The following is a 19,560-nucleotide window of genomic DNA, read 5'->3' as shown; positions in this document are numbered from 1 at the left end:
CGGACCGGGATCCCTCCCGGCCCGCACGCGCCTACCCCTGAACTCGCGGGTCATCCGCCGCAGGTGCCGACGTGGTCGGCGGGGTGCTCTGCGGACCGGGGGAGGGGGAGGGGTTCAGCGGCCGGTGGCGGGGGTGACGACGGCTGTTTCGACGTGGGTGATGCCCAGGCCGGTCAGGTCCCGGGAGAGGAAGCCGTAGAGGGACTCCAGGTCGGGGAAGTAGCCGGCCGCGTGCAGGTTGGAGGGGCCGGAGGTGGCGAAGGCGCCGTGGACGGCCGGGTGGGCGGCCAGGGCGCGGCCGGTGGCGGCCAGGTGGTCCGGGGCCACCCGGAGGAGGAACTTCGCCTCGATGGGCAGCCCGAGCCGGCGGGGGTCGACCAGCACCTGGGTGACCAGTCGGCCCTCCGCGGCCATCCGGGCCAACCGGCGGCGGACCGTGCTCTCCGGGTGGCCGGTCCGGGCCGCCAGGGCCGTCGCGCTCAGCCGGGCGTCCGGGGCGAGGGCGTCCAGCAGGGCCTGTTCCAGCGGGTCGGCCTCCACACCGTACGGGCCGGGGGCGGGCGGTGCCGGTGCGGTCGGTACGGTCGGGGCGGTCGGGGCCGGAGCGAGCGGTGCCGGTGCGGTCGGGACCGGGGCGGCCGGGGCCAGGGCCGTGCGTTCGGCCGCCGTCAGCACCTGGTGGCGCCACTCGGAGGTGAGCCGGAAGACGTGCAGGATGGTGGCGCTCTCCACGGACGTCACCGCCTGGGTGGAGGGCAGTTGACGGAACACCAGCCGGTCGCGCGAACCGGGTTCGGTCCGGGCGACCGCGAAGATCTCGTCCCCGGCCGTGGTGACGTCGACGAACGGGACGTCCTCGCGCGCCGCCAGCGCGGCCACGATGGCGTCGAGCTTGCCGCGCAGCACCCTGATCCGCAGGAACAGCGCCCCGGCCGAGCCCCCGTGGCGCGGCCGGGCCACCGGGGAGACCACCACCCGCACCGTGCCGTCCGCGGTCAGCGCCCGCAGCCGGCGGCGGACGGTCGCCGCCCCCACCCCCAGCACCTCGGCCGCCCGTTCGGCGCCGAGCCGGCCGTCCCACTGCAGGGCGGCGACCAGCCGCTGGTCCAGGGGACTGAGAACGGAATGCGCCGATGCACGGACCATGACAGCGAGTTTCGCTCATCGCACCGCCCCGCGGCGACCGTTCCGGCACCTCCGGGCCGAGGATGGGAAGCACCCCGACCGATCCCCACCGAGGAGGCTCGCCGTGTCCGAGATCCGGCAACGCACCGAAGTACGCTTCGCCAGCGGCACCACCGCGTGCGCCGCCTGGCACTACCCGGGGTCCAACGGCGGCTGCGTGGTCATGGCCGGCGGGACCTCGGTGACCAGGGGACCGGCCACCGACCGGTTCGCCGCCCGCTTCCACCGGGCCGGGTTCAGCGTCCTCGCCCTCGACTTCCGGCACTTCGGCGGCAGCGGGGGCACCCCGCGCCAGGTCGTCCGCTTCGACGAGCAGATCGCCGACTACCGCGCCGCCGTCGACTTCGCGGCCGGCCTGCCCGAGGTCGACCCCGACCGGATCGCCGTCTGGGGCTTCTCGCTCGCCGGCGGCCACGTCCTGCGGGTCGCCGCCGACCACCCGCGGCTGGCCGCCGCCATCGCCCAGACCCCGCTCGCCGACGCCCCCGCCATCACCCCGCACGCGCTGCGCTCGATGACCCCCCGCGCGGCGCTGCGCCTGTTCGGCCGGGCCGCCGCCGACCTGCTCGGCGGCCTCGTCGGCCGCCCTCCGCTGCTGGTCCCGACCGCCGGACCGCGCGGCACCGTCGCCTCGCTCACCACCGCCGACGCGACGGACGGCGACCGCGCCCTCGACCCCGACCGCCGCCACACCGACTGGGACCGGACCGTCGCGGCCCGGATCGCCCTCCAGCTCGGCACCTACCGCCCCGGCCGCCACGCGGCCCGCATCCGCTGCCCGCTCCTGGTGGTCGTCTGCGACGACGACCGCAGCGCCCTGCCCGGACCCGCCCTGCGCGCCGCCGCGACCGCCCCGCGCTCCGAGACGCTCCGCCTGCCCGGCCGCCACTACGCCCCGTTCCTGGAGGCCCACGAACCGGCCGTCACCACCCAACTGGCCTTCCTGCGGACGCACTTGCTTGCCGACCGCCCGGACGCAGCCGGAGACCCGGGTCGGCGCGACCGTGCGCAGCGGGCCGCCGGGTGAGCGGTGTCCGGCCGTTCCTCCCGGGCCTCGGGGCGGCAGCGGATCGGTAGGATCGGGGCCGGGACGAGGGGGCCGAGGTGGGACGAGGCGAGGCGGCGGCCGGGCTGTTCGGGGCGCGGGCGGGATTCGGGTTGGAGTTCCACCTCGGACAGGACCCGGCGCTGCTGTGCGTCGACGTCTTCGTCGGCGGGCTCCGGGTGAACGCGTGGGACAACGCGTTCTACCCGCCGCTGCTGGTCAAGAAGCTCGGGGCGGAACTCGGCCGCTTCCGCACCCCGGCCGCGCCCCCGCCGGGGTTCACCTCGCCGGCCGAGTCCTTCCGCCGGGCCGAGCGGTGCAGGTACGGCGAGGACGCCGGCACCGGCGCCGACGCGGCACTCGCGCGGTGCGCGTTCCTGGAGTGGGGGGAGTGCACCGACGAGGTGACGGCCTTCGCCTTCCCCGACGGGGAACGGGTGCACCTCGCCTGCCGGGTGCGGGCGGACGGCGGCGCGGCCTGGGGCACTGGGGCCCGGCGCGGGCCGACGGTGGCGTCGGTGCGCCGCACGGCGCTCGTCGGGACGCTGGAACGCGCCCTCGCCGTCGCCGAACGGGAGTGGTCCGTCCGCCTCGCCGCCGGCCGTCGCGCCGGGGCGCGGCCGGACAGGGCCTAGCCTCATGGTCGTGGGCACCGACGTGTACGGCTGCATCGAGATCCGGGATCCGAACGCCGACGAGGACTGGTTCGAGTGGGAACCGTGGCAGCGCTGCATGGACCTGGGCCCGCTGTACGGGGGGTTCGGCGACTACCCGGCGTTCGCCCTGCTGTTCGGGGTGCGCAACGACCTGGGGTGGGAGCCGCTCGCCGCGCGCCGCGGACTGCCGGGGGACGTCTCGGCGGCGGTGCGGGCGGAGTTCGAGGAGGCGCGCCGCCTGGACGCGGCGCTGCACGGCCCGACGTGGGTGAGCTGGGCGGAGCTGGCGCGGGCCGACCTGACGGCCTCGCCCGCGGGCCTGCGCGGGTTGGTCCTGCTGCGCGAGCCGACCAGCGAGGGCGGGCACGTGCGGGGCGGGTACGTGCAGCGGCGGTTCTGGGTCGGCGAGCGGTGGGGCTCGGCGGAGCTGGTGCGGCGGACGGGCCCCGGGGTCGGCGGCCGGAGCCCCGCCGAACTGCCGTTCGGTGAATGGTCGGTGGGCGCCACGCGGGTCACGTACCGCCCGTTCACCCTCGGGGACGCCGTCGGGCCGGGCACCGGCTGGGAGCACGTGTTCGCCGTCATGGCGGCACTGGCCGGCCGGTTCGGCGACGACGGCGTCCGGCTCGTCGTGTACTTCGACTGACGGCCGAGGGCCGAGGGCCGGCGGTCGAGGGTCGACGGTCCGGTGCCGGTCCGGTGCCCCGGCTGCGGCGTGCGGCCGTTACATCGGACGAAGGGACAAATGTAGGGTTTGCGGCATGAAGCTGGTCAAGAGGCGGCCCCGGTTCTACCTGCTGCTGGGCGTGGCGGTGCTGGCGGTCGCGGCCCTGGTCACGGTGGCGGTCATCCGCAGCTTCGCCATGGTCACGGTCAGCCCCGGGCAGGCGCGGAAGCAGGCGAAGGGCGCGCCGGTCGCGGGGCGGGTGGACTGCTCGCGGGAGAAGTGCATCGCGCTCACCTTCGACGGCAGCCCCGGGGAGCCCACCGGGAAGGTCATGGACCTGCTGGCGGAGTACCGCGCCCCGGCGACGTTCTTCCTGGAGGGGCGGGACCTCCACAGCCACCCCGACGTGGTGCGGCGCATCGCGGCGGAGGGGCACGCGATCGGCGACCACACCTGGACGCACCCCCGGCTGACCGAGGTCTCCGACGCGCAGGTCCGGGACGAACTCGGCCGCACCGCGGACGCGATCGAGGAACTCACCGGCCGGCGGCCCACCCTGATGCGCCCGCCGGAGGGCCGCACCGACGACCGGGTCTCGGCGATCTCGCGGGAACTCGGCATGGCCCAGGTGCTCTGGACGGTGACCGCGCAGGACTACGCGACCGACGACACCGCGCTGATCACCCGGCGGGTCCTGGACGGCGCCGCCCGCGACGGGATCGTCCTGCTGCACCCGCTGCACGAGGGCACCGTCCCCGCCCTGCCCGCCGTGCTCAAGACGCTCAGCGACCAGGGCTACACCTTCGTCACCGTCGACCAGTTGCTCGCTCCCGGCACGGCGCGGCCCGGCACCATCTACCGGTGACGGGCCGTCGGCCCCGACCCCGTTTTTCGGATGCATGTTCGTCCCGGCCATGGGCAGACGGCGGTTCGACACCGACTACGGAGGTTGCACGTGGTTCCCCTTCTTCTCGTCCTGCTGCTGGCCCTGCTCCTGTTCGGTGCCGGATTCGCACTCAAGGCCCTCTGGTGGGTGGCCATCGTCGTCCTGGTGGTCTGGCTGGTCGGCTTCGTCGCCCGCGGCGCCCACCCCTCCGGCGGCCGTCGCCGCTGGTACCGCTGGTAGGCGCTCCGGTCCGGGCACGCCCGGGAACCGACATCGAGCGGGGTCCGCGCGCAGGCGCGGGCCCCGCTCGTCCGTGTCCGCCACCCGGTTCGGAACGGCGGGGTGTGCGCCACCGCTCACGGGGCAGACCTCCAGCAGCCGTCGGACGGGCCAGCGCGGAGAACGGCGCGGAAACGGCCCGGCCCGGTGCGAACCCGCCCTCCTCGTACCGCGTCCGAGCCGTGCCCGGAACGAGCCCGTCGACGAAAGGGATGGAGACCATGGAAGGACACGACCCCGCACTGCGGGCCGTGGGTTGGGCGCGGACGCTGCCCGTGTCCAGCGGCGTGCGGACCGGGCGCTCCTGGGCCCGCCGGCACCTCGACGAACTCGGCTGGACGGCCCGCGCACCCGAGACCGCCGACGCGGTCATCCTCACCATCTCCGAACTCATCACCAACGCCCACCTGCACGCCCGCAGCGACGCCAACCTCGTCCTCACCTGGGACGGTTCCTGCCTGTACGTCAGCGTGCACGACGACTCGCCGAGGATGCCGCGCCCGCGCGAGGCCGGGTCCGACGCCACCTCCGGCCGCGGGATGGCGCTGGTGGACAGCCTCGCCGACGACTGGCAGGCCCGGCCCGACGGGCGGGGGAAGACCGTCATCGCCTCCTTCCACCCGAACAACTGCACCGAACACCAAGGCGATTGATCCGAGGCCGGTCGGCGGGAGGGCAGGGGCGCGGGGAAGGACCGCGGCCGTGGTCAAGGCCGTCCGGGTCACGGGTGTGTCCCGGCGGGCGGTCACGGCGGCGGTGCTGCTCCGGGGCCGGGTGAGCCGGCGTCAGGGCTGGTCGGGGGGCGGCGGCCGGTGCCGCCGGGGCGGGCCGTTCCCGGCCGTACTGTCACAGCACTGTCCTGGGGGCGGACCGGACGCAACGGTTCGGCCGGGTGGGCAGTCCTGCTCTTCGGAAACCCGCTCGCACCGAACGGTCGGCACCGCCGTCCCGTCCTCGAGGAGAACACCATGCGCGCCCGCACGTCCGTCTTCGCCGCCCTGGCCGTCGCCGCCGCCCTCTCGCTCACCGCCTGCCAGGACGACGAGACGGACACCGCGCAGGGCGCCCCGACCGGGGCCGCGACGCGGACCGCGTCCACCGCGTCCACCGGGTCTCCCGCGGCCTCCACCGGTGGCGGCCAGGCTTCGGGCGGCGCGGGGAAGAGCAGCGCGCCGACCAGCGCGGCACCGACCGGCTCCGACGCGGCCGGGAAGGCGGCCAAGTGCCGGACGGCGGACCTGACCGTCACCGCCGCCGACCGCACCATCACCGGCGACGCCACCCGCACCGTCGTGGTCGAGCTGAAGAACCGCAGCGGCAAGGACTGCGCGATCTCCGGGTACGCGGGCGTCGACCTCCAGACCTCGGCGGGCCCGCTGTCCGCCGAGCGCTCCGGCGAGCCGGTCGTCGCGGGCGTCCTGAAGAGCGGCAAGTCGACCTACTTCGGCATCGGTTACCCGGCCAACACCTCGGGCGGCTCCGGCATCCGGATCACCGGCCTGGTGGTGACCCCGCCGGACGAGACCCAGTCGGTCACCCTGCCCTGGCCGGGCGCCGCCTCGCTGCCCGTCACGGACGGCAGCGGGACCCCGGTGCGGGTCGGCCCGGTGGGAAGCGCCGGCCAGGGCGAGTGACCCCGGGGCCGGGCTGCCGGGGCGCGGTGGGGCCGCCGGGGCGGGATGGCAGACTGGCGCGATGAAGACCATCGGCCTGATCGGCGGCATGAGCTGGGAGTCCACCGCCCAGTACTACCGGCTGCTCAACGAGTTGACGCGCGAGCGGCTCGGCGGGCTGCACTCGGCGAAGTGCGTGCTGCACTCGGTGGACTTCGCCGAGATCGAGGAGTTGCAGACGGCGGGCCGCTGGACCGAGGCCGGGGAGGTGCTGGCCCGGGCGGCGAAGTCGCTGGCGGCGGCCGGGGCCGACCTGCTGCTGATCTGCACCAACACCATGCACAAGGTCGCCGACCAGGTGGCCGCCGCGGTCGACGTCCCGCTGCTGCACCTCGCCGACACCACCGCCGAGGCGGTCCGGACGGCCGGGCTGGACCGGGTCGGGCTGCTCGGCACCGCGTTCACCATGGAGCAGGACTTCTACCGCGGCCGGCTGGCCGGGCACGGACTCGAGGTGCTGGTCCCGGACGCGCCGGGCCGGGCCGTCGTGCACCGGGTGATCTACCAGGAGCTGTGCCTGGGCGTCGTCCGGGAGGAGTCCCGGGCCGCCTACCGGGAGGTGATCGCCGAGCTGGTCTCCCGGGGCGCGCAGGGCGTCGTCCTGGGCTGCACCGAGATCGAGCTACTGGTCGGGGCGGCCGACAGCCCGGTGCCGCTCTTCCCGACCACCGCCCTGCACGCCCGGGCCGCGGTCGACGCCGCCCTCGGCCCGGACGCGCCGTCCGGGCCGCCGCCGCGCACCCCCTGACGGGCCCGCGCTCCCTTTTTCGTCCTTCTGCCCGGCGGGGTTCTTGCGGACCGGCAGAACGGGTATCCGCCCTGCCGGGGCCACCCGGCCCCAGTCCGCGCAGGACGCGCACCGGTCCGCCGACCGGGCGGTGGGAGGAGAGGGAACCCATGGAACCGACCCGTGAGCCGAACCCGTCGGAGCACCCCGACGGCGAGGTGCGGCCGAACGACCCGACCGCGGAGGATCCGACCGCGGAGGAGCTGGCCCGCATCGCCGCCGAGGCGGAGGTCTGGGAGGGGCCCGTCCGGGACGACCCCGTTCCCCCGAGCGAGCGGAAGCGCCGGATGTCCGCACTCGTGGCCCGACTGGGCGGCAACCGGCCGGATCCGGACACCGCCCGGCCGGACAGCGCCCGACCGGGCGGCACCGGGCTGGCCACCCGGCTGGGCGGCGGCCTGCTCCGCGGCGGTCGCCGCCTCGGGACGGGGGCCCGCAGCGGGGCCGGGGTCCTGGCGGACCGCCTGCTCGACGCGGCCCCGCGCATCCCGGTGCGCGACCTGGCCACGCTGCGCGCCCAGCACCCCGGCGCCCGGACTCCCGACGAACTGGCCGACCTGATCGTCTCCGGCGCGGTGAAGGCGTCGGCGGCGGTCGGCGCGAGCACCGGGGCGGTGGCGATGCTGCCGGTGCCGCCGGCCCTGGCGGTGGAGATGGGCGCCGAACTGCTCGCCATCGCCGCGATCGAGCTCAAGCTGATCGCCGAGCTGTACACCATCTACGGTCAGGCCCCGACGGGCTCGGTCCGGCAGCGTTCGCAGTCCTACCTGGCCGCCTGGAGCGAGGGCCGGGGCCTCGACCTGACCCGCCCGGGCACGCTGGTGGTGCTGAGCAAGGGCGCGGGCCTGCGGCGGCAGGTCAGCAAGCGGCTGACCCGGGCGGGGCTGCGCAAGCTCCCGACCCTCACCCCGCTGCTGGTGGGAGCGGTGATCGGAGCCCGGATCAACCGCGCGGACACCTTCCGCCTGGCCCTCGCCGTCCGCCGGGACCTCCAGGAACGCCGACCGATCGACCCCGGCTACTGGGACCGGCCCGGCGACTGAGCCGTCCGGCCGCGTACCGACCCGACCCGGCCCGGCTGCGGTGATGCCCACGGGCGGGGACGGGTGGTGCGGGCTCCGGTCAGGCGCGGCGGGCGGCCAGGTGGGCGGCGGCGGTTCGCCAGGCGGCGGTCACGGCTGCGTGGGCCCGGGCGGTGGCGGTGTCCACGTCGGGGTCCAGGAGCAGGGGTGCCCCGAAGTGGACGTGCACGGCGGGGCGGCGCAGCGGGGCGGTGGCCAGGCCCGCGAGCTGCTTGGCCGTGGACCCGGAGCTGATCCGTCGGGCACCCGCCTGCCCCAGCGGGACGACCGGGGCGCCGGTGGTGGTGGCGAGCCGGGCCAGGCCGGTGCGGAAGGGGCCGGGCGCGCTGTCGGCCGCGTCCACCCGGCGCGGGAGGCGCCCCTCGGGGTAGAGGACGACGACCCGCCCGGCCGCCAGCGCGTCGGCCGCGGCCCCGAGCGCCCGGGCGGCCCGTTCGGTGCCGCGGTGGACGGGGATGTGGCCCTCGCGGACCAGCGCGCCGCCCAGCAGCGGGACGCGCCACAGCCCGGCGGTGGCGAGCACCACCGGCTCGACGCCCAAGCGGCGGACGGCGGCGAGCACCACGCCCGGGTCGACCAGCGAGGAGTGGTTGGGCGCGACGATGCTGCCGGGGGCCAGGACCGCCGCCTCGTCCGCGGTGACGGTGAAGCGTCCGAGAACCGGGACGACGGTGCGGGCGACGGTGCTCAGCATGGGGGACGGTCCTCGGATCGTGATCGGGAGAGGCGGAATCGGCCTGGTCCTCGGGTGGCTCGCCCATGATGGCGGCGGGTCGCCCCGCCGAGCCTGAGTCCGGGTACTCACCCCGCTACTCACCCGCGCTCCCGCGCCCGGGGGCCCGGTCCCGGCCGGTGGGGGAGCGGCGGGGTGAAGGGGGCGACCGCGCCGTCCGGATCGCGGTTCGGGAGACGGAGAACGGGCGTCCTGGGCCCTACCTATGCGCGACCGATTCGCCCGGCCGCGCCGCTCCGTAGCGTTGGCCGTGTCAACCCCACCCCCTCCGCACGACCCCGGGAGCAGCCATGACCGCCTACGCCCTGGCCCAGGTCCACGCCGTCGAGTTCGGGCCCGACGTCGTCGCCTACCTGCGGCGCATCGACGCGACACTCGACGCCTTCGGCGGGCGCTTCCTCGTCCACGGCGGCGCGTTCGAGACGCTGGAGGGGAGTTGGGGGGAGCTGGGCCTGATCCTGATCGAGTTCCCCGACTACGGGCGGGCCCGCGCCTGGCACGACTCGCCCGCCTACCGGGACATCGTGGAACTGCGGACCCGCCACATGACGGCCGACGTGATCCTCGCCGAGGGCGTGCCGCCCGGCTACCGGGCCGAGCAGAGCCTGGCGAAGACCGGCCCGGACGCCGCCGGCTGAGCCCGGGCCCCGACCGGTACGGGAGCGGTGCGGGTCGGCACGAGCGGGGCCGGAGGCCGCTCAGCGGGTGGGCCGGAGCAGGCCCCGGGCGGCCAGCAGCGGGAGCAGGCCCTCGCCCACCCGGTACGCCTCCTCCAGGTGGGGCACCCCGGACAGGATGAACTCGTCCACGCCCAGCCGGTGGTACTCCTCGATCCGGTCGGCGACCTCGGCGTGGCTGCCCACCAGCGCGGTGCCCGCGCCACCGCGCACCAGGCCGAAACCGGCCCACAGGTTCGGGTACACCTCCAGCCGGTCGACCGCCCCGTCGTGCAGCTCCCGCATCCGCCGCTGCCCCTCCGACTCGCTGCGCGCCAGGGCGAGTTGGGTCTCGCGGATGCGGTCCGGGTCCATCCCGGCCAGCAGCCGGTCGGCCTCGGCCCAGGCTTCGGCGGAGGTGTCGCGGGTGATGGTGTGCAGCCGGACGCCGAACCGCGGGCGGCGCCCGTGCGCGGCGGCCAGCGCCCGGATCCGCTCGACCTTCGCCGCCACCAGCGGCGGCGGCTCCCCCCAGGTGAGGTACACGTCCGCGTGCCGGGCGGCGACCTGCTCCGCCGCCGCCGACGAACCGCCGAAGTACACCGGGGGCACCGGATCGGGCAGCCGGGTCAGTTCCGCGCCCGTCACCCGCAGGTGCGCGCCCTCGTGGTCGACCCGCTCGCCGCGCCACAGCCGCCCGGTCACCGACAGGAACTCCCCGGCCCGCGCGTACCGGCCGTCCTTGTCGAGGAAGTCCCCGTACGCCCGCTGCTCCCGGGACTCGCCGCCGGTCACCACGTTCAGCGCCAGCCGGCCGCCGGACAGGTTCTGGTAGGTCGTCGCCATCTGGGCCGCCAGGGTCGGCGAGACCAGGCCCGGCCGGAAGGCCACCAGGAAGACCAGCCGCTCGGTCAGGCCGGACAGCATCGCCGTGGTCAGCCAGGCGTCCTCGCACCACGGGCCCGTCGGGGTCAACACCCCGGTGAAACCCAGCTGTTCGGCGGCCCGGGCGATCTGCCCCAGGTAGCCGAGGGTCGGCGGCCGGTCCGTGCCGGACGCCCCCGGGGTGGAGCCGTGGCCCCCGCCGACCACCTCGCGGCTGTCCCCGGTGGTCGGCAGGAACCAGTGCACGGTCAGCGCCACGGACCCTCCCCGGCGCCCGGCGCGAACCCGCCGAACCCGCCGTCGTGGTGCACCAGCGGCTCGCCGCCCGGCACGTCCGCCGCGACCACCTCGCCCACCACCAGCAGGTGGTCGCCGACCGGGTGCAGCCCCACCCGGCGGGCCGTCAGCCGGGCGGCGGCACCCTCCAGCAGTGGCGTGCCGTGCGGGCCCTCGTGCCACGGCACCCCGGCGAACCGGTCCGCGCCGCTGCGGGCGAACGCCCGGGCCAACTCCTCCTGCTCACGGCGCAGCACGTGCACGGTGAACGCCTCGGCCGCGCGCACCGCCGGGGCCGTGGACGCCCCCGAGGCGAGGTAGAAGGAGACCAGCGCGGGCTCCAGGCTCACCGAGGTGAACGAGGTGGCGGTGAACCCGGCCGGTCCGGGCACGGTGATCACCACCACCCCGGACGCGTGCCGCCGCAGGGTGCTGCGCAGCAGCTCGGCGGGTGCCGCGGTGGGAGGGCGTTCGTCGAGAGTCGTCATGGGGACGGTCCTTTCCTGGGAGGGGACGACGGCCGGGACGCCACCGGCCGTCGTCGGGGGGAGGGGAGGGGGAGGGGGTGGCGGGGTGGTCAGCCGGTGGTGTCGGGGCCGGGCGGGCCCAGCGGGACGAGCAGCGGCGGCGGAGCGGACGGCAGCAGGTCGAGGCCGGCCCGCAGCTGTTCCAGCCACAGCACGGTGCGGGCCGCGACACTGCGGTGCACCGCGTCGTTGAACACGTCGTGGCGCCCGTCGGCCACCGTGACCGCCTCGACCGAGGGCAGCCGCCCCGCCAGCTCCCGCAGCGCCCCGACCGGGGCGACCGGATCGGCCGAGCCGTGGAACGCCAGCACCGGCACCGCCGGGCGGGCCGCCGCCGCGGCACCGGCCAGGGCGGCGGGCACCGGCTCGAACAGCGCACCGGGCCGGAACCCGGGATCACCGGCCAGCAGTCCGCGGTGGACCGGGCAGGCCGTCCGCGCGGACAGCTCGTCCTCCGCCCGGCCGGGCCGCCCGCTCCCCGGCAGCCCGGCCCCCGGCAGCCCGGCCAGCAGCAGTCCGTCCGGTCGCACCTCGGCGGCGAGGGCCAGCGCGAGCAGCGCACCGAGGTCGGAACCCGCCAGCACCACCGGCCCCCCGGCCGGCTGCTCGGCCCGCGCCTGCGCGAACAGGGCGGCCGGACGGCCGGAGGGGCCGGAGGGGACGAACGGGCCGGACGGGGCGAGCAGGCCGGTCAGGTCGAGCGCGTCGAGCGCGTCGAGCGGGTCCGGTGCCGGGGAGGTGCCGGGGCCGTGGCCGGTTGCCGGGCCCGTGGTGGGGACGGCGGCGGAGGCGGGTGATCCGGACGTGGCGGCAGCCGGGCCGGTCAGGGTGCGCGGACCGGGCCGGTCGAGCGGGTCCGGTGCCGGGAGGGCGTCGGAGCCGTGGCGGCGGCGGAGCGGGTCCGTGTCGGGGTGGCGGTCGGCTGCGGTGTCCGTGGCGGGGACGAGCAGGCGGTAGCCGTCGGAGGCCAGCCGTCGGCCGAACCGGGCGTACACGCCGGGGTGTTCGCCCCGGCCGGGGAGCAGGACCACGGTGCCCCGGACGGCGGTGCCGGGGGCGGGCTCCCAGCGGCCGTCCGGTCCTGCCACCGGTTCCACCGCCGATCCCGCTGCTGGTCCCGCGGCCGGTCCCACGGCCGGCCCCGCCGCCGGAGCGGGACCGGTGGCGGGGAGTGCGGGCGCGGTCACCGGGCGCCGGCGGTGGCCGGGGTGGTGGCGGCGGCGTCGCGGCGGGCGACCTCCTGGCGGACCAGCGGCAGCAGCTCGCGACCGTAGTCGAGGGCGTCGTCCAGCGGGTCGTAGCCGCGGATCAGCAGGGTGGTCGCGCCGATGTCCACGTAGTCCAGCAGGGCCTGGGCCACCGTCTCGGGGGAGCCGACCAGCGCGGTGGAGTTGCCCCCGGCGCCGGTGGCCTTCGCGGTGGCGGTCCACAGCGCCCGGTCGTGCAGGTCGCCCTTGGCGGCGGCGGCCAGCAGGCGCTGCGAGCCGACGTTCTGCGGCGTCGCGTCGGCGCCCGCCAGCGCCGTCCCCCGGCGCCAGCCGAGGGTGCTGCCGCGCTGCTCGATGGTGCCCAGGATGGTCCGGGCCCGCTCCCACGCCTCCTCGTCGGTGCGGCCCAGGATCGGCCGGAAGGAGACGCTGATGCCCGGCACGTCGGTGCGCCCGGCGGCCTCGGCGGCGGCCCGGACCCGGGCGATCTGCTCGGCGGTCTCGGCCAGCGGCTCGCCCCACAGGGCGAAGGTGTCGGCGTGCTTGCCGCCGACCCGGTACGCGGCCTCGGAGGAGCCGCCGAAGTACAGCGGGATGCGCGGCTGCTGCACCGGCCGGACGTCGGAGCGGAAGTCGGCCAGGCGGTAGTAGGGGCCCTCGTGGTCGAACGGGGCCTCCTCGGTCCACGCCTTCTTCACCACCGTCAGGTAGTCGTCGGTGCGGGCGTAGCGCTCGTCCTTGGACAGGTAGTCGCCGTCGCGGCGCTGCTCGGCGTCGTGACCGCCGGTGATGATGTGCACCGCGACCCGGCCGCCGGAGAACTGGTCGAGGGTGGCGAAGGTGCGGGCCGCGACGGTCGGCGCGAGGAAGCCGGGGCGGTGCGCGACCAGCAGGCCCAGGCGCTCGGTGTGCGCGGCGGCGAAGGCCGCGACCTGGTTCGGGTCGGGGCTGCCCGAGGACTGGGCGATCAGGATGCGGTCGAAGCCGGCCTGCTCGTGCGCCTGGGCGAAGCGGCGGGTGTAGTCGACGTCCACCACCGGGCCGGTGGCCGGGCGGATCTCGGAGACGTCGTGGGTGGAGATCATGCCGACGAACTCGACGGGCATGGCTGGTCCTTTCAGTGAAGGGGTGTAACGGAAGTGACAGGGGGTTGGATCGGTGAAGGGGTGCAGGAGTGACAGGAAGTCAGTTTGGTGAATGCCTGTAACAGATGTGAGTAGCCATCGCTTGAGTGAATGGGTATAGCGATGGTGAGGGGAAGTCGGAGGGGCGAGCGGCTGTAGGGGAAGGGAAGCGGCAGGCGGTCAGAGCGGGCGGACCCGCCCGAGGGCGGTGCGGCCCGCGGCGAGCAGCACCGAGTCCTCCTGCGGGGTGTGGACCCGGGCGCACAGCACGTCGCGGAGGTGGCGCTCCAGCGGGTGGTGGCGGGTCAGGCCGTGGTTGCCGACCAGGGCCACCGCCTGCTGGACGGCGTCGATCGCGGCCCGGGTGGCGAGCACCTTCGCGCCGCCGGCCTGTTCGGCGGCGCCCGGTTCGTCCGCGTCGACGGCCGCGGCGAGGGCGGCGACCAGCCGGTCCGCGCCGGTCAGGGCGACCTCGATCTCGCCGACGGCGGTCTGGAAGCGGGGCAGCGAGGCCAGCGGCGCGCCGAGCGCGCTCGGGGTGCGCTCGTGCAGGAAGCCGAGCAGCCAGTCCCGGGCGCTGCCCGCGACGCCCAGGTAGAGAGCGGCCAGGCCGAGGCTGTTCCAGGCGCCGCCGACCGGGTCGCGTCCGCCGTCCGTGCCGGGCAGCGACAGTCCGGCGACCCGGTCGCCGGGCACCGGGACGGCGGCCAGGTGGACGTCGTCGCTGCGCGAGGCGCGCAGGCCCAGGTGGTCCCAGACCGGTTCGACGGTGACGCCCGGACTGCCGGCCCGGACCAGGAACGAGCCGACCCGGGGCTGCTCCTCGTCGGTGGCGGCCCAGACCAGCAGCCAGTCCAGCAGGTACGCGCCGGTCGAGTAGATCTTGTGGCCGGTCAGCTCCCAGCCGTCGCCGCGGCGGCGGGCGGTGGTCGCGGGCAGGCCGCCGCGCACCGGGCTGCCGAGTTCGGGCTCCACCCGCAGCGAGTTCACCAGGACGGGACGGCGGGCGGACTCGGCGAGCAGCTCGGCCAGCGGTCCGGCCGGCCAGCGCGGGGTGCGGGCCTCCAGGGCGTGGGTGAACAGCGTCATCGCGGTGATCAGCGCCACCGCCGGGTCGCCCGCGCCGAGGGCGCGCAGGATGCGCACGGTGTCCGCGAGCCCGGCCCCGGGGCCGCCGTGCCGGGTGGCCACCGTCGCGGTCAACAGGCCCGCCGCGTGCAGGAGTTCGAAGTCGACGAGGGGGAGTTCGGCGTCCCGGTCGTGCGCGGCGGCGCAGGCGGCCAGGGCGGCGGTCACCTCGGGCAGCCCGTCCAGCGCCGGGGTCGGGAAGGCGGACGGTGCCGGGGCCGGGGAGGCGGGCGGGGCGGCGGTGGTCATCGGGGGGCCTCCGGGGTCGGGACGGCGGTGGTCATCGGGGGTCTGCGGGCTCGGCGCGCAGGGCGGGCGGGTGGCGGACGGTCACCGGCGGCGGGTCGCCGCCCGTCCAGCGTTCGAGCTGGACCAGGGCGTGCTGGCCGGTGCAGCCCTGGGAGAGCCGGGAGCTGGGCTGGTCGGCGGTCAGCACGTTGGGGTTGCCGTGCGCGCACAGCGGGGGCTCGGTGCCGGGGACGGGGTCGAACCAGGCGCCGGTGGGCAGCCGGAGCACGCCGGGCCGCAGCCGGTCGCTGAGCCGGGCCCCGGCCAGGCAGGCGCCGCGGTCGTTGAAGATCCGCACCAGGTCGCCGTCGGCGATCGAGCGCTCCGCCGCGTCCGCGGGGTGGAGTTCGACGGCCTCCCGGCCGGCGACCTTGTCGGCCAGGCTGGCCGCCCCGACGTCGAGTTGGCTGTGCAGCCGGGTGGCGGGCTGGTTGGCGATCAGCAGCAGCGGGTGGCGCCGGGCGGCCGGGGTGCCGAGCCGTTCGGGCGGGTCCAGCCAGGCGGGGTGGCCGGGGCAGTCGGGCAGGCCGAGCGCGGCGATCGCGGGGGAGTGCAGTTCGATCCGGCCGCTCGGGGTGGCCAGCGGGTGCCGCTCGGGATCGGCCCGGAACTCGGCGAACAGGGTGCGCTCGGCGGCCTGTTCGGGCAGCCGCCACTCGCCGTCGGCCCAGAACCGGTCGAACGGCGGCGGGTCGCCCGCGCCGTCCGCGCGCAGCCGCTCGGCCCACTGCCCGTACAGGTGCTCCAGCCACTGGCGCGGGCTCCGGCCCTCGGTGAACTCCGCTGCGAAACCCAGGCGTTCGGCGAGCGCGGTGAGGATCACGTAGTCGTCGCGGGCCTCGCCGACCGGGTCGACGGCGCGGTGCATGGCGATCAGGTGGGTGTCGCGCCGGCCGCCGCCGAGGTCCTCGCGCTCCAGCGGGGTGGTGGCGGGCAGCACGATGTCGGCGTGCCGGGCGGTGGCCGTCCAGTGCGGCTCGTGGACGACCACGGTCTCCGGGCGGGCGAAGGCGCGGCGCAGCCGGCCCAGGTCCTGGTGGTGGTGGAACGGGTTGCCGCCCGCCCAGTGCACCAGCCGGACGTCCGGGTAGCGGCGGGCCGTCCCGTCGTACGCGTACTCCTCGCCGGGGTGCAGCAGCAGGTCGGAGATCCGCGCGCAGGGGATGAACTCGCCGGTGGGGTTGGCCGGTTGGGGCAGGAACGGCAGGCGCAGCGCCGGGCCGGTGTCGCCGACGTCGCCCATCGAGCCGTAGCCGTGGCCGAACCCGCCGCCGGGCAGGCCGAGTTGGCCCAGCGCGCAGGCCAGCGCGAGGGCCGCCCAGACCGGCTGCTCGCCGTACCGGGCGCGCTGCAGCGACCAGGTGACGGTGACCAGGGTGCGGGTGGCGGCCATCTTCCGGGCCAGCGCCCGGATCCGCTCGGCGGCCAGGCCGCAGATCGGCGCGGCCCAGTCGGCGTCCTTGGGCGTGCCATCGGCCCGGCCGTCCAGGTAGCGCTCCAGCACCGGCCAGCCGCTGGTGCAGCGCTCCAGGAAGGCCCGGTCGTGCCGCCCCTCGGCGACCAGGGTGTGGGTCAGGGCCAGCAGCAGCGCGGTGTCGGTGCCCGGGACGATCGGCAGCCAGTCGGTGGCCGGCCCGTCCGGCAGGTCGTCGCGCAGCGGCGAGACCAGCGCCACCTCCGTTCCGGCGGCGGCCAGTTGAGCGAGGAAGCCGGGCGTGGAGTGCCGGGTCACCCCGCCGGGCGTGACGTACACGTTCTTCGCCGGGACGCCGCCGAACGCGACGATCAGCCGGGTGTGCCGGACGATCGTCGGCCACGAGGACGCGGCCCGCAGCACCGTCTCCGCGTCCCCCACCACCCGGGGCAGCAGCACCAGCGAGGTGCCCAGGCTGTACGAGTTCCGGGACGCCGTGTAGCCGCCGAACAGGGCCAGGAACCGGTGCAGTTGGCTCTGCGCGTGGTGGAACCGGCCCGCCGACGCCCAGCCGTACGAGCCGCCGAACACCGCCTGCGGCCCGAACTCCCGCTTCACCCTTGCCAGTTCCCCCGCGACCAGGTCGAGCGCCCGCTCCCAGGACACCTCCACGAACGGCTCCCGCCCGCGCCCCTCGCCCGACCCCGGCCCGCCCCGCAGCCAGCCCTCCCGGACGGCCGGCCGGCGCACCCGGGTGCGGTGGCGCAGCGACCCGGCGACGCCCGCCAGCAGCGGCGAGGGCGCCGGATCGTCCGGGTGCGGCTCGACCAGGACCCCGCCGGCGGGGCGCGGACGGACCCGGAAGGCACCCCAGTGCGAGGTGGTGGGACGGCTGGACATGGCGGATTTCTCCAGGAGTCGACGGAACGTCAGAGGGACGTGCGGGTGCGCCGGTCGCCGGCGTGGTGGCAGGCCACCGTCCGGCCCGGCAGCGGCGCGGTCTCGGCCGGGCGGGGCGCGCAGGCGGCGTCGGCGAACGGGCAGCGGTGGGCGAACGCGCAGCCGGAGGCGTCCGGCCGGTCGGGTGCCGGGGCGCGCAGCACGGCCAGTTCGGCCCGCCGGGCCGCCCCGCCGCCCGGCGCGGACGCCGCCAGCAGGGCCGTGTACGGGTGCAGCGGGCGGCCCAGGACGTCCGCCGCCGGGCCGCTCTCCACGATCCGGCCCCGGTACAGCACGGCCAGCCGGTCGGCGACCCCCGCCAGCGACTCCAGGTCGTGCGAGATCAGCACCACGGCGAGGTCCAGTTCGCGGCGCAACTCGTCCAGCAGCCGCAGCACGTGGTTGCGGTTCGAGGCGTCCAGCGCGGACACCGGCTCGTCGGCGAGCAGCAGGCGCGGGCGGGTGACGATCGCCCGGGCCAGCGCGACGCGCTGGCGCTGGCCGCCGGAGAGCAGGGCCGGGCGCCGCTGGGCCAGCGCGTGGTCCAGGCCGACCAGGTCCAGCGCCTCCAGCACCCGCCGCCGGCGCTCGGCGGCCGGGACGCCGGCCACCGCGAGCGGCTGGCCCACCAGCCGCAGCACCGTCAGGTCCGGGTCCAGCGAACGCAGCGGGTCCTGGAACATGTACTGCACCGTCCCGGCCCGCCGCACCTCCCGCAGCGCCCGCCCGCGCAGCCCGGCCCGGTCCCGCCCGTCCAGCGAGATCCGCCCGGCGGTGACCGGCGCCAGCCCCACCACGGCCCGCGCCAGCGTGGTCTTCCCGGAGCCGGTCTCCCCGATCACCCCGAGGATCTCCCCGGCCCGCACCTCCACGTCGACCCCGTCCAGCACGGGTGCGCCGCGGTCGAACTCCACCTCCAGCGCACGCACTTCGAGCAGAGCGGTCATGACTGGGCACCTCCGGAAACACTTGGGCGGAACGGAACGGGACGGATCGGGACAGGTCGGGACAGTCCGGGACAGGTCGGGAGCGCAGCGGCCGGGCGGGCACGCGTCCGGGTGCGCCGGTTGGCGGGCTCTGAGGCAGCCCGTGGGCCTTGGCGGCCAGGGAGCCTTGGGGCGGCTAGCGGGGCTTGAGGCAGCGCACCCGGCGGCCGTCCGGCCCCGGCGTCAGCGGGACCGGGGCGAGGGAGCACTCCGGGGCCGCGTACGCGCAGCGCGCGGCGAAGCGGCAGCCGGGGCCGGTGGTGCCGGGGGCGGGCGGGCGGCCGGGGATGACGGGGAAGCGGGTGCGCTCGCCGGCGCCGAGCCCGGCCACGGTGAGCAGCGCCTCGGTGTACGGGTGGGCGGGGGCGGCCACCACGCTCGCGGTCGGGCCGTCCTCGACGACCTCGCCCGCGTACAGGACCAGCAGCCGGTCGGTGGCGTCGGCGACCACCGCCAGGTCGTGGCTGACCAGCAGCAGGCCGAGGCCGCGCTCCTCCCGCAGCCGGGCCAGCAGGTCGAGCACCTCGGCCTGGACCACGGTGTCCAGCGCGGTGGTGGCCTCGTCGGCCACCAGCAGGTCCGGGTCGCCGCTGACCGCGATCGCGATCAGCACCCGTTGCAGCATGCCGCCGGACAGCTCGTGCGGGTAGCGGTCGTACACCGCGTCCGGGTCGCGCAGCCCCACCGAGTCGAAGAGCTCGACCGCGCGGCGGCGGGCGTCCGTCCGGGACAGGCCGCCGTGCAGCCGCAGCGGTTCGGCGAGCTGCCGGCCCACGGTGAGCGACGGGTTGAGGAAGGAGCCCGGGTCCTGGAACACCGCGCCGAGCCGGGTGCCGCGCAGCCGCTGCCAGCCGCGCCCGTCCAGGCCGAGCAGGTCGGTGCCGCCCAGGGCGAGGGTGCGGGCGTCGGCCTCGACCCCCGGGGCGGACAGGCCGAGCACGGCCCGGCAGGTCAGCGTCTTGCCGCTGCCGGACTCGCCGACCAGCCCGACCGACTGCCCGGCGAGGACGGTGAAGGACACCTCCCGCACCGCCTCGGCGGCGCCGTGGCCGACGGCCACCCGCAGCTCCTCGACCTCCAGCACCGGGCTCCCCGGCGCCGGGCGGTCGGACCCGGAACGGTCGGACCCGGAACGG

Annotated in this window: 20 protein-coding genes; 10 read left to right on the top strand and 10 right to left on the bottom strand. The window is 76.8% G+C overall.

Annotated features, from left to right (window positions below; translation table 11 throughout):
- Nucleotides 1–114: 114 nt before the first annotated feature.
- On the bottom strand, nucleotides 115–1,146 hold the full coding sequence (locus tag ACIQVD_RS13170; protein WP_402288620.1) for an Lrp/AsnC family transcriptional regulator: 1,032 nt from the start codon (nucleotides 1,144–1,146) through the stop codon (nucleotides 115–117).
- A gap of 103 nt (nucleotides 1,147–1,249) precedes the next feature.
- Here ACIQVD_RS13170 and ACIQVD_RS13165 point away from each other — a divergent pair, with 103 nt between their 5' ends.
- From ACIQVD_RS13165 to ACIQVD_RS13125, 9 genes are all read left to right on the top strand, one after another.
- Nucleotides 1,250–2,212, top strand: a complete 963-nt coding sequence (locus ACIQVD_RS13165) for an alpha/beta hydrolase (RefSeq protein ID WP_402288617.1) — start codon at nucleotides 1,250–1,252, stop codon at nucleotides 2,210–2,212.
- 77 nt (nucleotides 2,213–2,289) lie between these two features.
- Nucleotides 2,290–2,865: a hypothetical protein gene (locus ACIQVD_RS13160; protein WP_402288614.1), complete on the top strand. Its 576-nt coding sequence runs from the start codon at nucleotides 2,290–2,292 to the stop codon at nucleotides 2,863–2,865.
- A 10-nt stretch (nucleotides 2,866–2,875) separates the two neighbouring features.
- Nucleotides 2,876–3,532, top strand: a complete 657-nt coding sequence (locus ACIQVD_RS13155) for a hypothetical protein (RefSeq protein WP_402288612.1) — start codon at nucleotides 2,876–2,878, stop codon at nucleotides 3,530–3,532.
- A 115-nt stretch (nucleotides 3,533–3,647) separates the two neighbouring features.
- Nucleotides 3,648–4,418, top strand: a complete 771-nt coding sequence (locus ACIQVD_RS13150; protein ID WP_400684352.1) for a polysaccharide deacetylase family protein — start codon at nucleotides 3,648–3,650, stop codon at nucleotides 4,416–4,418.
- A 90-nt stretch (nucleotides 4,419–4,508) separates the two neighbouring features.
- Nucleotides 4,509–4,679, top strand: coding sequence for a hydrophobic protein (locus tag ACIQVD_RS13145; RefSeq protein WP_400684355.1), 171 nt, complete (start codon nucleotides 4,509–4,511; stop codon nucleotides 4,677–4,679).
- Nucleotides 4,680–4,939: 260 nt separating this feature from the next.
- Nucleotides 4,940–5,371, top strand: a complete 432-nt coding sequence (locus ACIQVD_RS13140; protein ID WP_400684358.1) for an ATP-binding protein — start codon at nucleotides 4,940–4,942, stop codon at nucleotides 5,369–5,371.
- 315 nt (nucleotides 5,372–5,686) lie between these two features.
- A complete protein-coding gene (locus ACIQVD_RS13135; protein ID WP_402288607.1) occupies nucleotides 5,687–6,352 on the top strand; it encodes a DUF4232 domain-containing protein in 666 nt (221 codons plus the stop codon).
- Nucleotides 6,353–6,413: 61 nt separating this feature from the next.
- Nucleotides 6,414–7,139: an aspartate/glutamate racemase family protein gene (locus tag ACIQVD_RS13130; RefSeq protein ID WP_402288605.1), complete on the top strand. Its 726-nt coding sequence runs from the start codon at nucleotides 6,414–6,416 to the stop codon at nucleotides 7,137–7,139.
- Nucleotides 7,140–7,288: 149 nt separating this feature from the next.
- On the top strand, nucleotides 7,289–8,221 hold the full coding sequence (locus ACIQVD_RS13125; RefSeq protein WP_400684365.1) for a hypothetical protein: 933 nt from the start codon (nucleotides 7,289–7,291) through the stop codon (nucleotides 8,219–8,221).
- 79 nt (nucleotides 8,222–8,300) lie between these two features.
- On the opposite strand, the gene ACIQVD_RS13120 is transcribed toward ACIQVD_RS13125, so the two are convergent.
- Nucleotides 8,301–8,954, bottom strand: a complete 654-nt coding sequence (locus tag ACIQVD_RS13120) for a lysophospholipid acyltransferase family protein (protein WP_402288602.1) — start codon at nucleotides 8,952–8,954, stop codon at nucleotides 8,301–8,303.
- A gap of 329 nt (nucleotides 8,955–9,283) precedes the next feature.
- Here ACIQVD_RS13120 and ACIQVD_RS13115 point away from each other — a divergent pair, with 329 nt between their 5' ends.
- Nucleotides 9,284–9,631, top strand: a complete 348-nt coding sequence (locus ACIQVD_RS13115) for a DUF1330 domain-containing protein (RefSeq protein ID WP_402288600.1) — start codon at nucleotides 9,284–9,286, stop codon at nucleotides 9,629–9,631.
- Between the two features lie 60 nt (nucleotides 9,632–9,691).
- Here ACIQVD_RS13115 and ACIQVD_RS13110 read toward each other — a convergent pair whose 3' ends face one another.
- From ACIQVD_RS13110 to ACIQVD_RS13075, 8 genes are all read right to left on the bottom strand, one after another.
- The gene (locus ACIQVD_RS13110; protein WP_402288598.1) at nucleotides 9,692–10,792 is read right to left on the bottom strand and encodes an LLM class flavin-dependent oxidoreductase; all 1,101 of its coding nucleotides are present in this window, start codon (nucleotides 10,790–10,792) and stop codon (nucleotides 9,692–9,694) included.
- A complete protein-coding gene (locus ACIQVD_RS13105) occupies nucleotides 10,783–11,298 on the bottom strand; it encodes a flavin reductase family protein (protein ID WP_100839121.1) in 516 nt (171 codons plus the stop codon). The genes ACIQVD_RS13110 and ACIQVD_RS13105 overlap by 10 nt, the downstream gene beginning before the upstream one ends.
- A gap of 89 nt (nucleotides 11,299–11,387) precedes the next feature.
- Nucleotides 11,388–12,425, bottom strand: a complete 1,038-nt coding sequence (locus ACIQVD_RS13100; RefSeq protein WP_402288595.1) for a hypothetical protein — start codon at nucleotides 12,423–12,425, stop codon at nucleotides 11,388–11,390.
- 95 nt (nucleotides 12,426–12,520) lie between these two features.
- Complete coding sequence (locus ACIQVD_RS13095) at nucleotides 12,521–13,651, bottom strand: LLM class flavin-dependent oxidoreductase (protein ID WP_400684377.1); 1,131 nt, start codon at nucleotides 13,649–13,651, stop codon at nucleotides 12,521–12,523.
- Nucleotides 13,652–13,849: 198 nt separating this feature from the next.
- The gene (locus tag ACIQVD_RS13090) at nucleotides 13,850–15,046 is read right to left on the bottom strand and encodes an acyl-CoA dehydrogenase family protein (RefSeq protein WP_402288593.1); all 1,197 of its coding nucleotides are present in this window, start codon (nucleotides 15,044–15,046) and stop codon (nucleotides 13,850–13,852) included.
- 31 nt (nucleotides 15,047–15,077) lie between these two features.
- Nucleotides 15,078–17,399, bottom strand: a complete 2,322-nt coding sequence (locus tag ACIQVD_RS13085) for a molybdopterin-dependent oxidoreductase (protein WP_402288590.1) — start codon at nucleotides 17,397–17,399, stop codon at nucleotides 15,078–15,080.
- A gap of 29 nt (nucleotides 17,400–17,428) precedes the next feature.
- The gene (locus tag ACIQVD_RS13080) at nucleotides 17,429–18,385 is read right to left on the bottom strand and encodes an ABC transporter ATP-binding protein (RefSeq protein ID WP_400684386.1); all 957 of its coding nucleotides are present in this window, start codon (nucleotides 18,383–18,385) and stop codon (nucleotides 17,429–17,431) included.
- 175 nt (nucleotides 18,386–18,560) lie between these two features.
- Nucleotides 18,561–19,508 (bottom strand): ABC transporter ATP-binding protein, encoded by a 948-nt coding sequence (locus ACIQVD_RS13075; RefSeq protein ID WP_402288588.1) that lies wholly within the window; start codon nucleotides 19,506–19,508, stop codon nucleotides 18,561–18,563.
- Between the last annotated feature and the right edge of the window lie 52 nt (nucleotides 19,509–19,560).

It is taken from the genome of Kitasatospora sp. NPDC090308 (genome assembly GCF_044769485.1).
In the GTDB taxonomy this organism is placed as follows: Bacteria; Actinomycetota; Actinomycetes; order Streptomycetales; family Streptomycetaceae; genus Kitasatospora; species Kitasatospora fiedleri.
The sequence above is the reverse complement of the archived record's forward strand: the minus strand, read 5'-3'. Positions and strand labels throughout refer to the sequence as shown.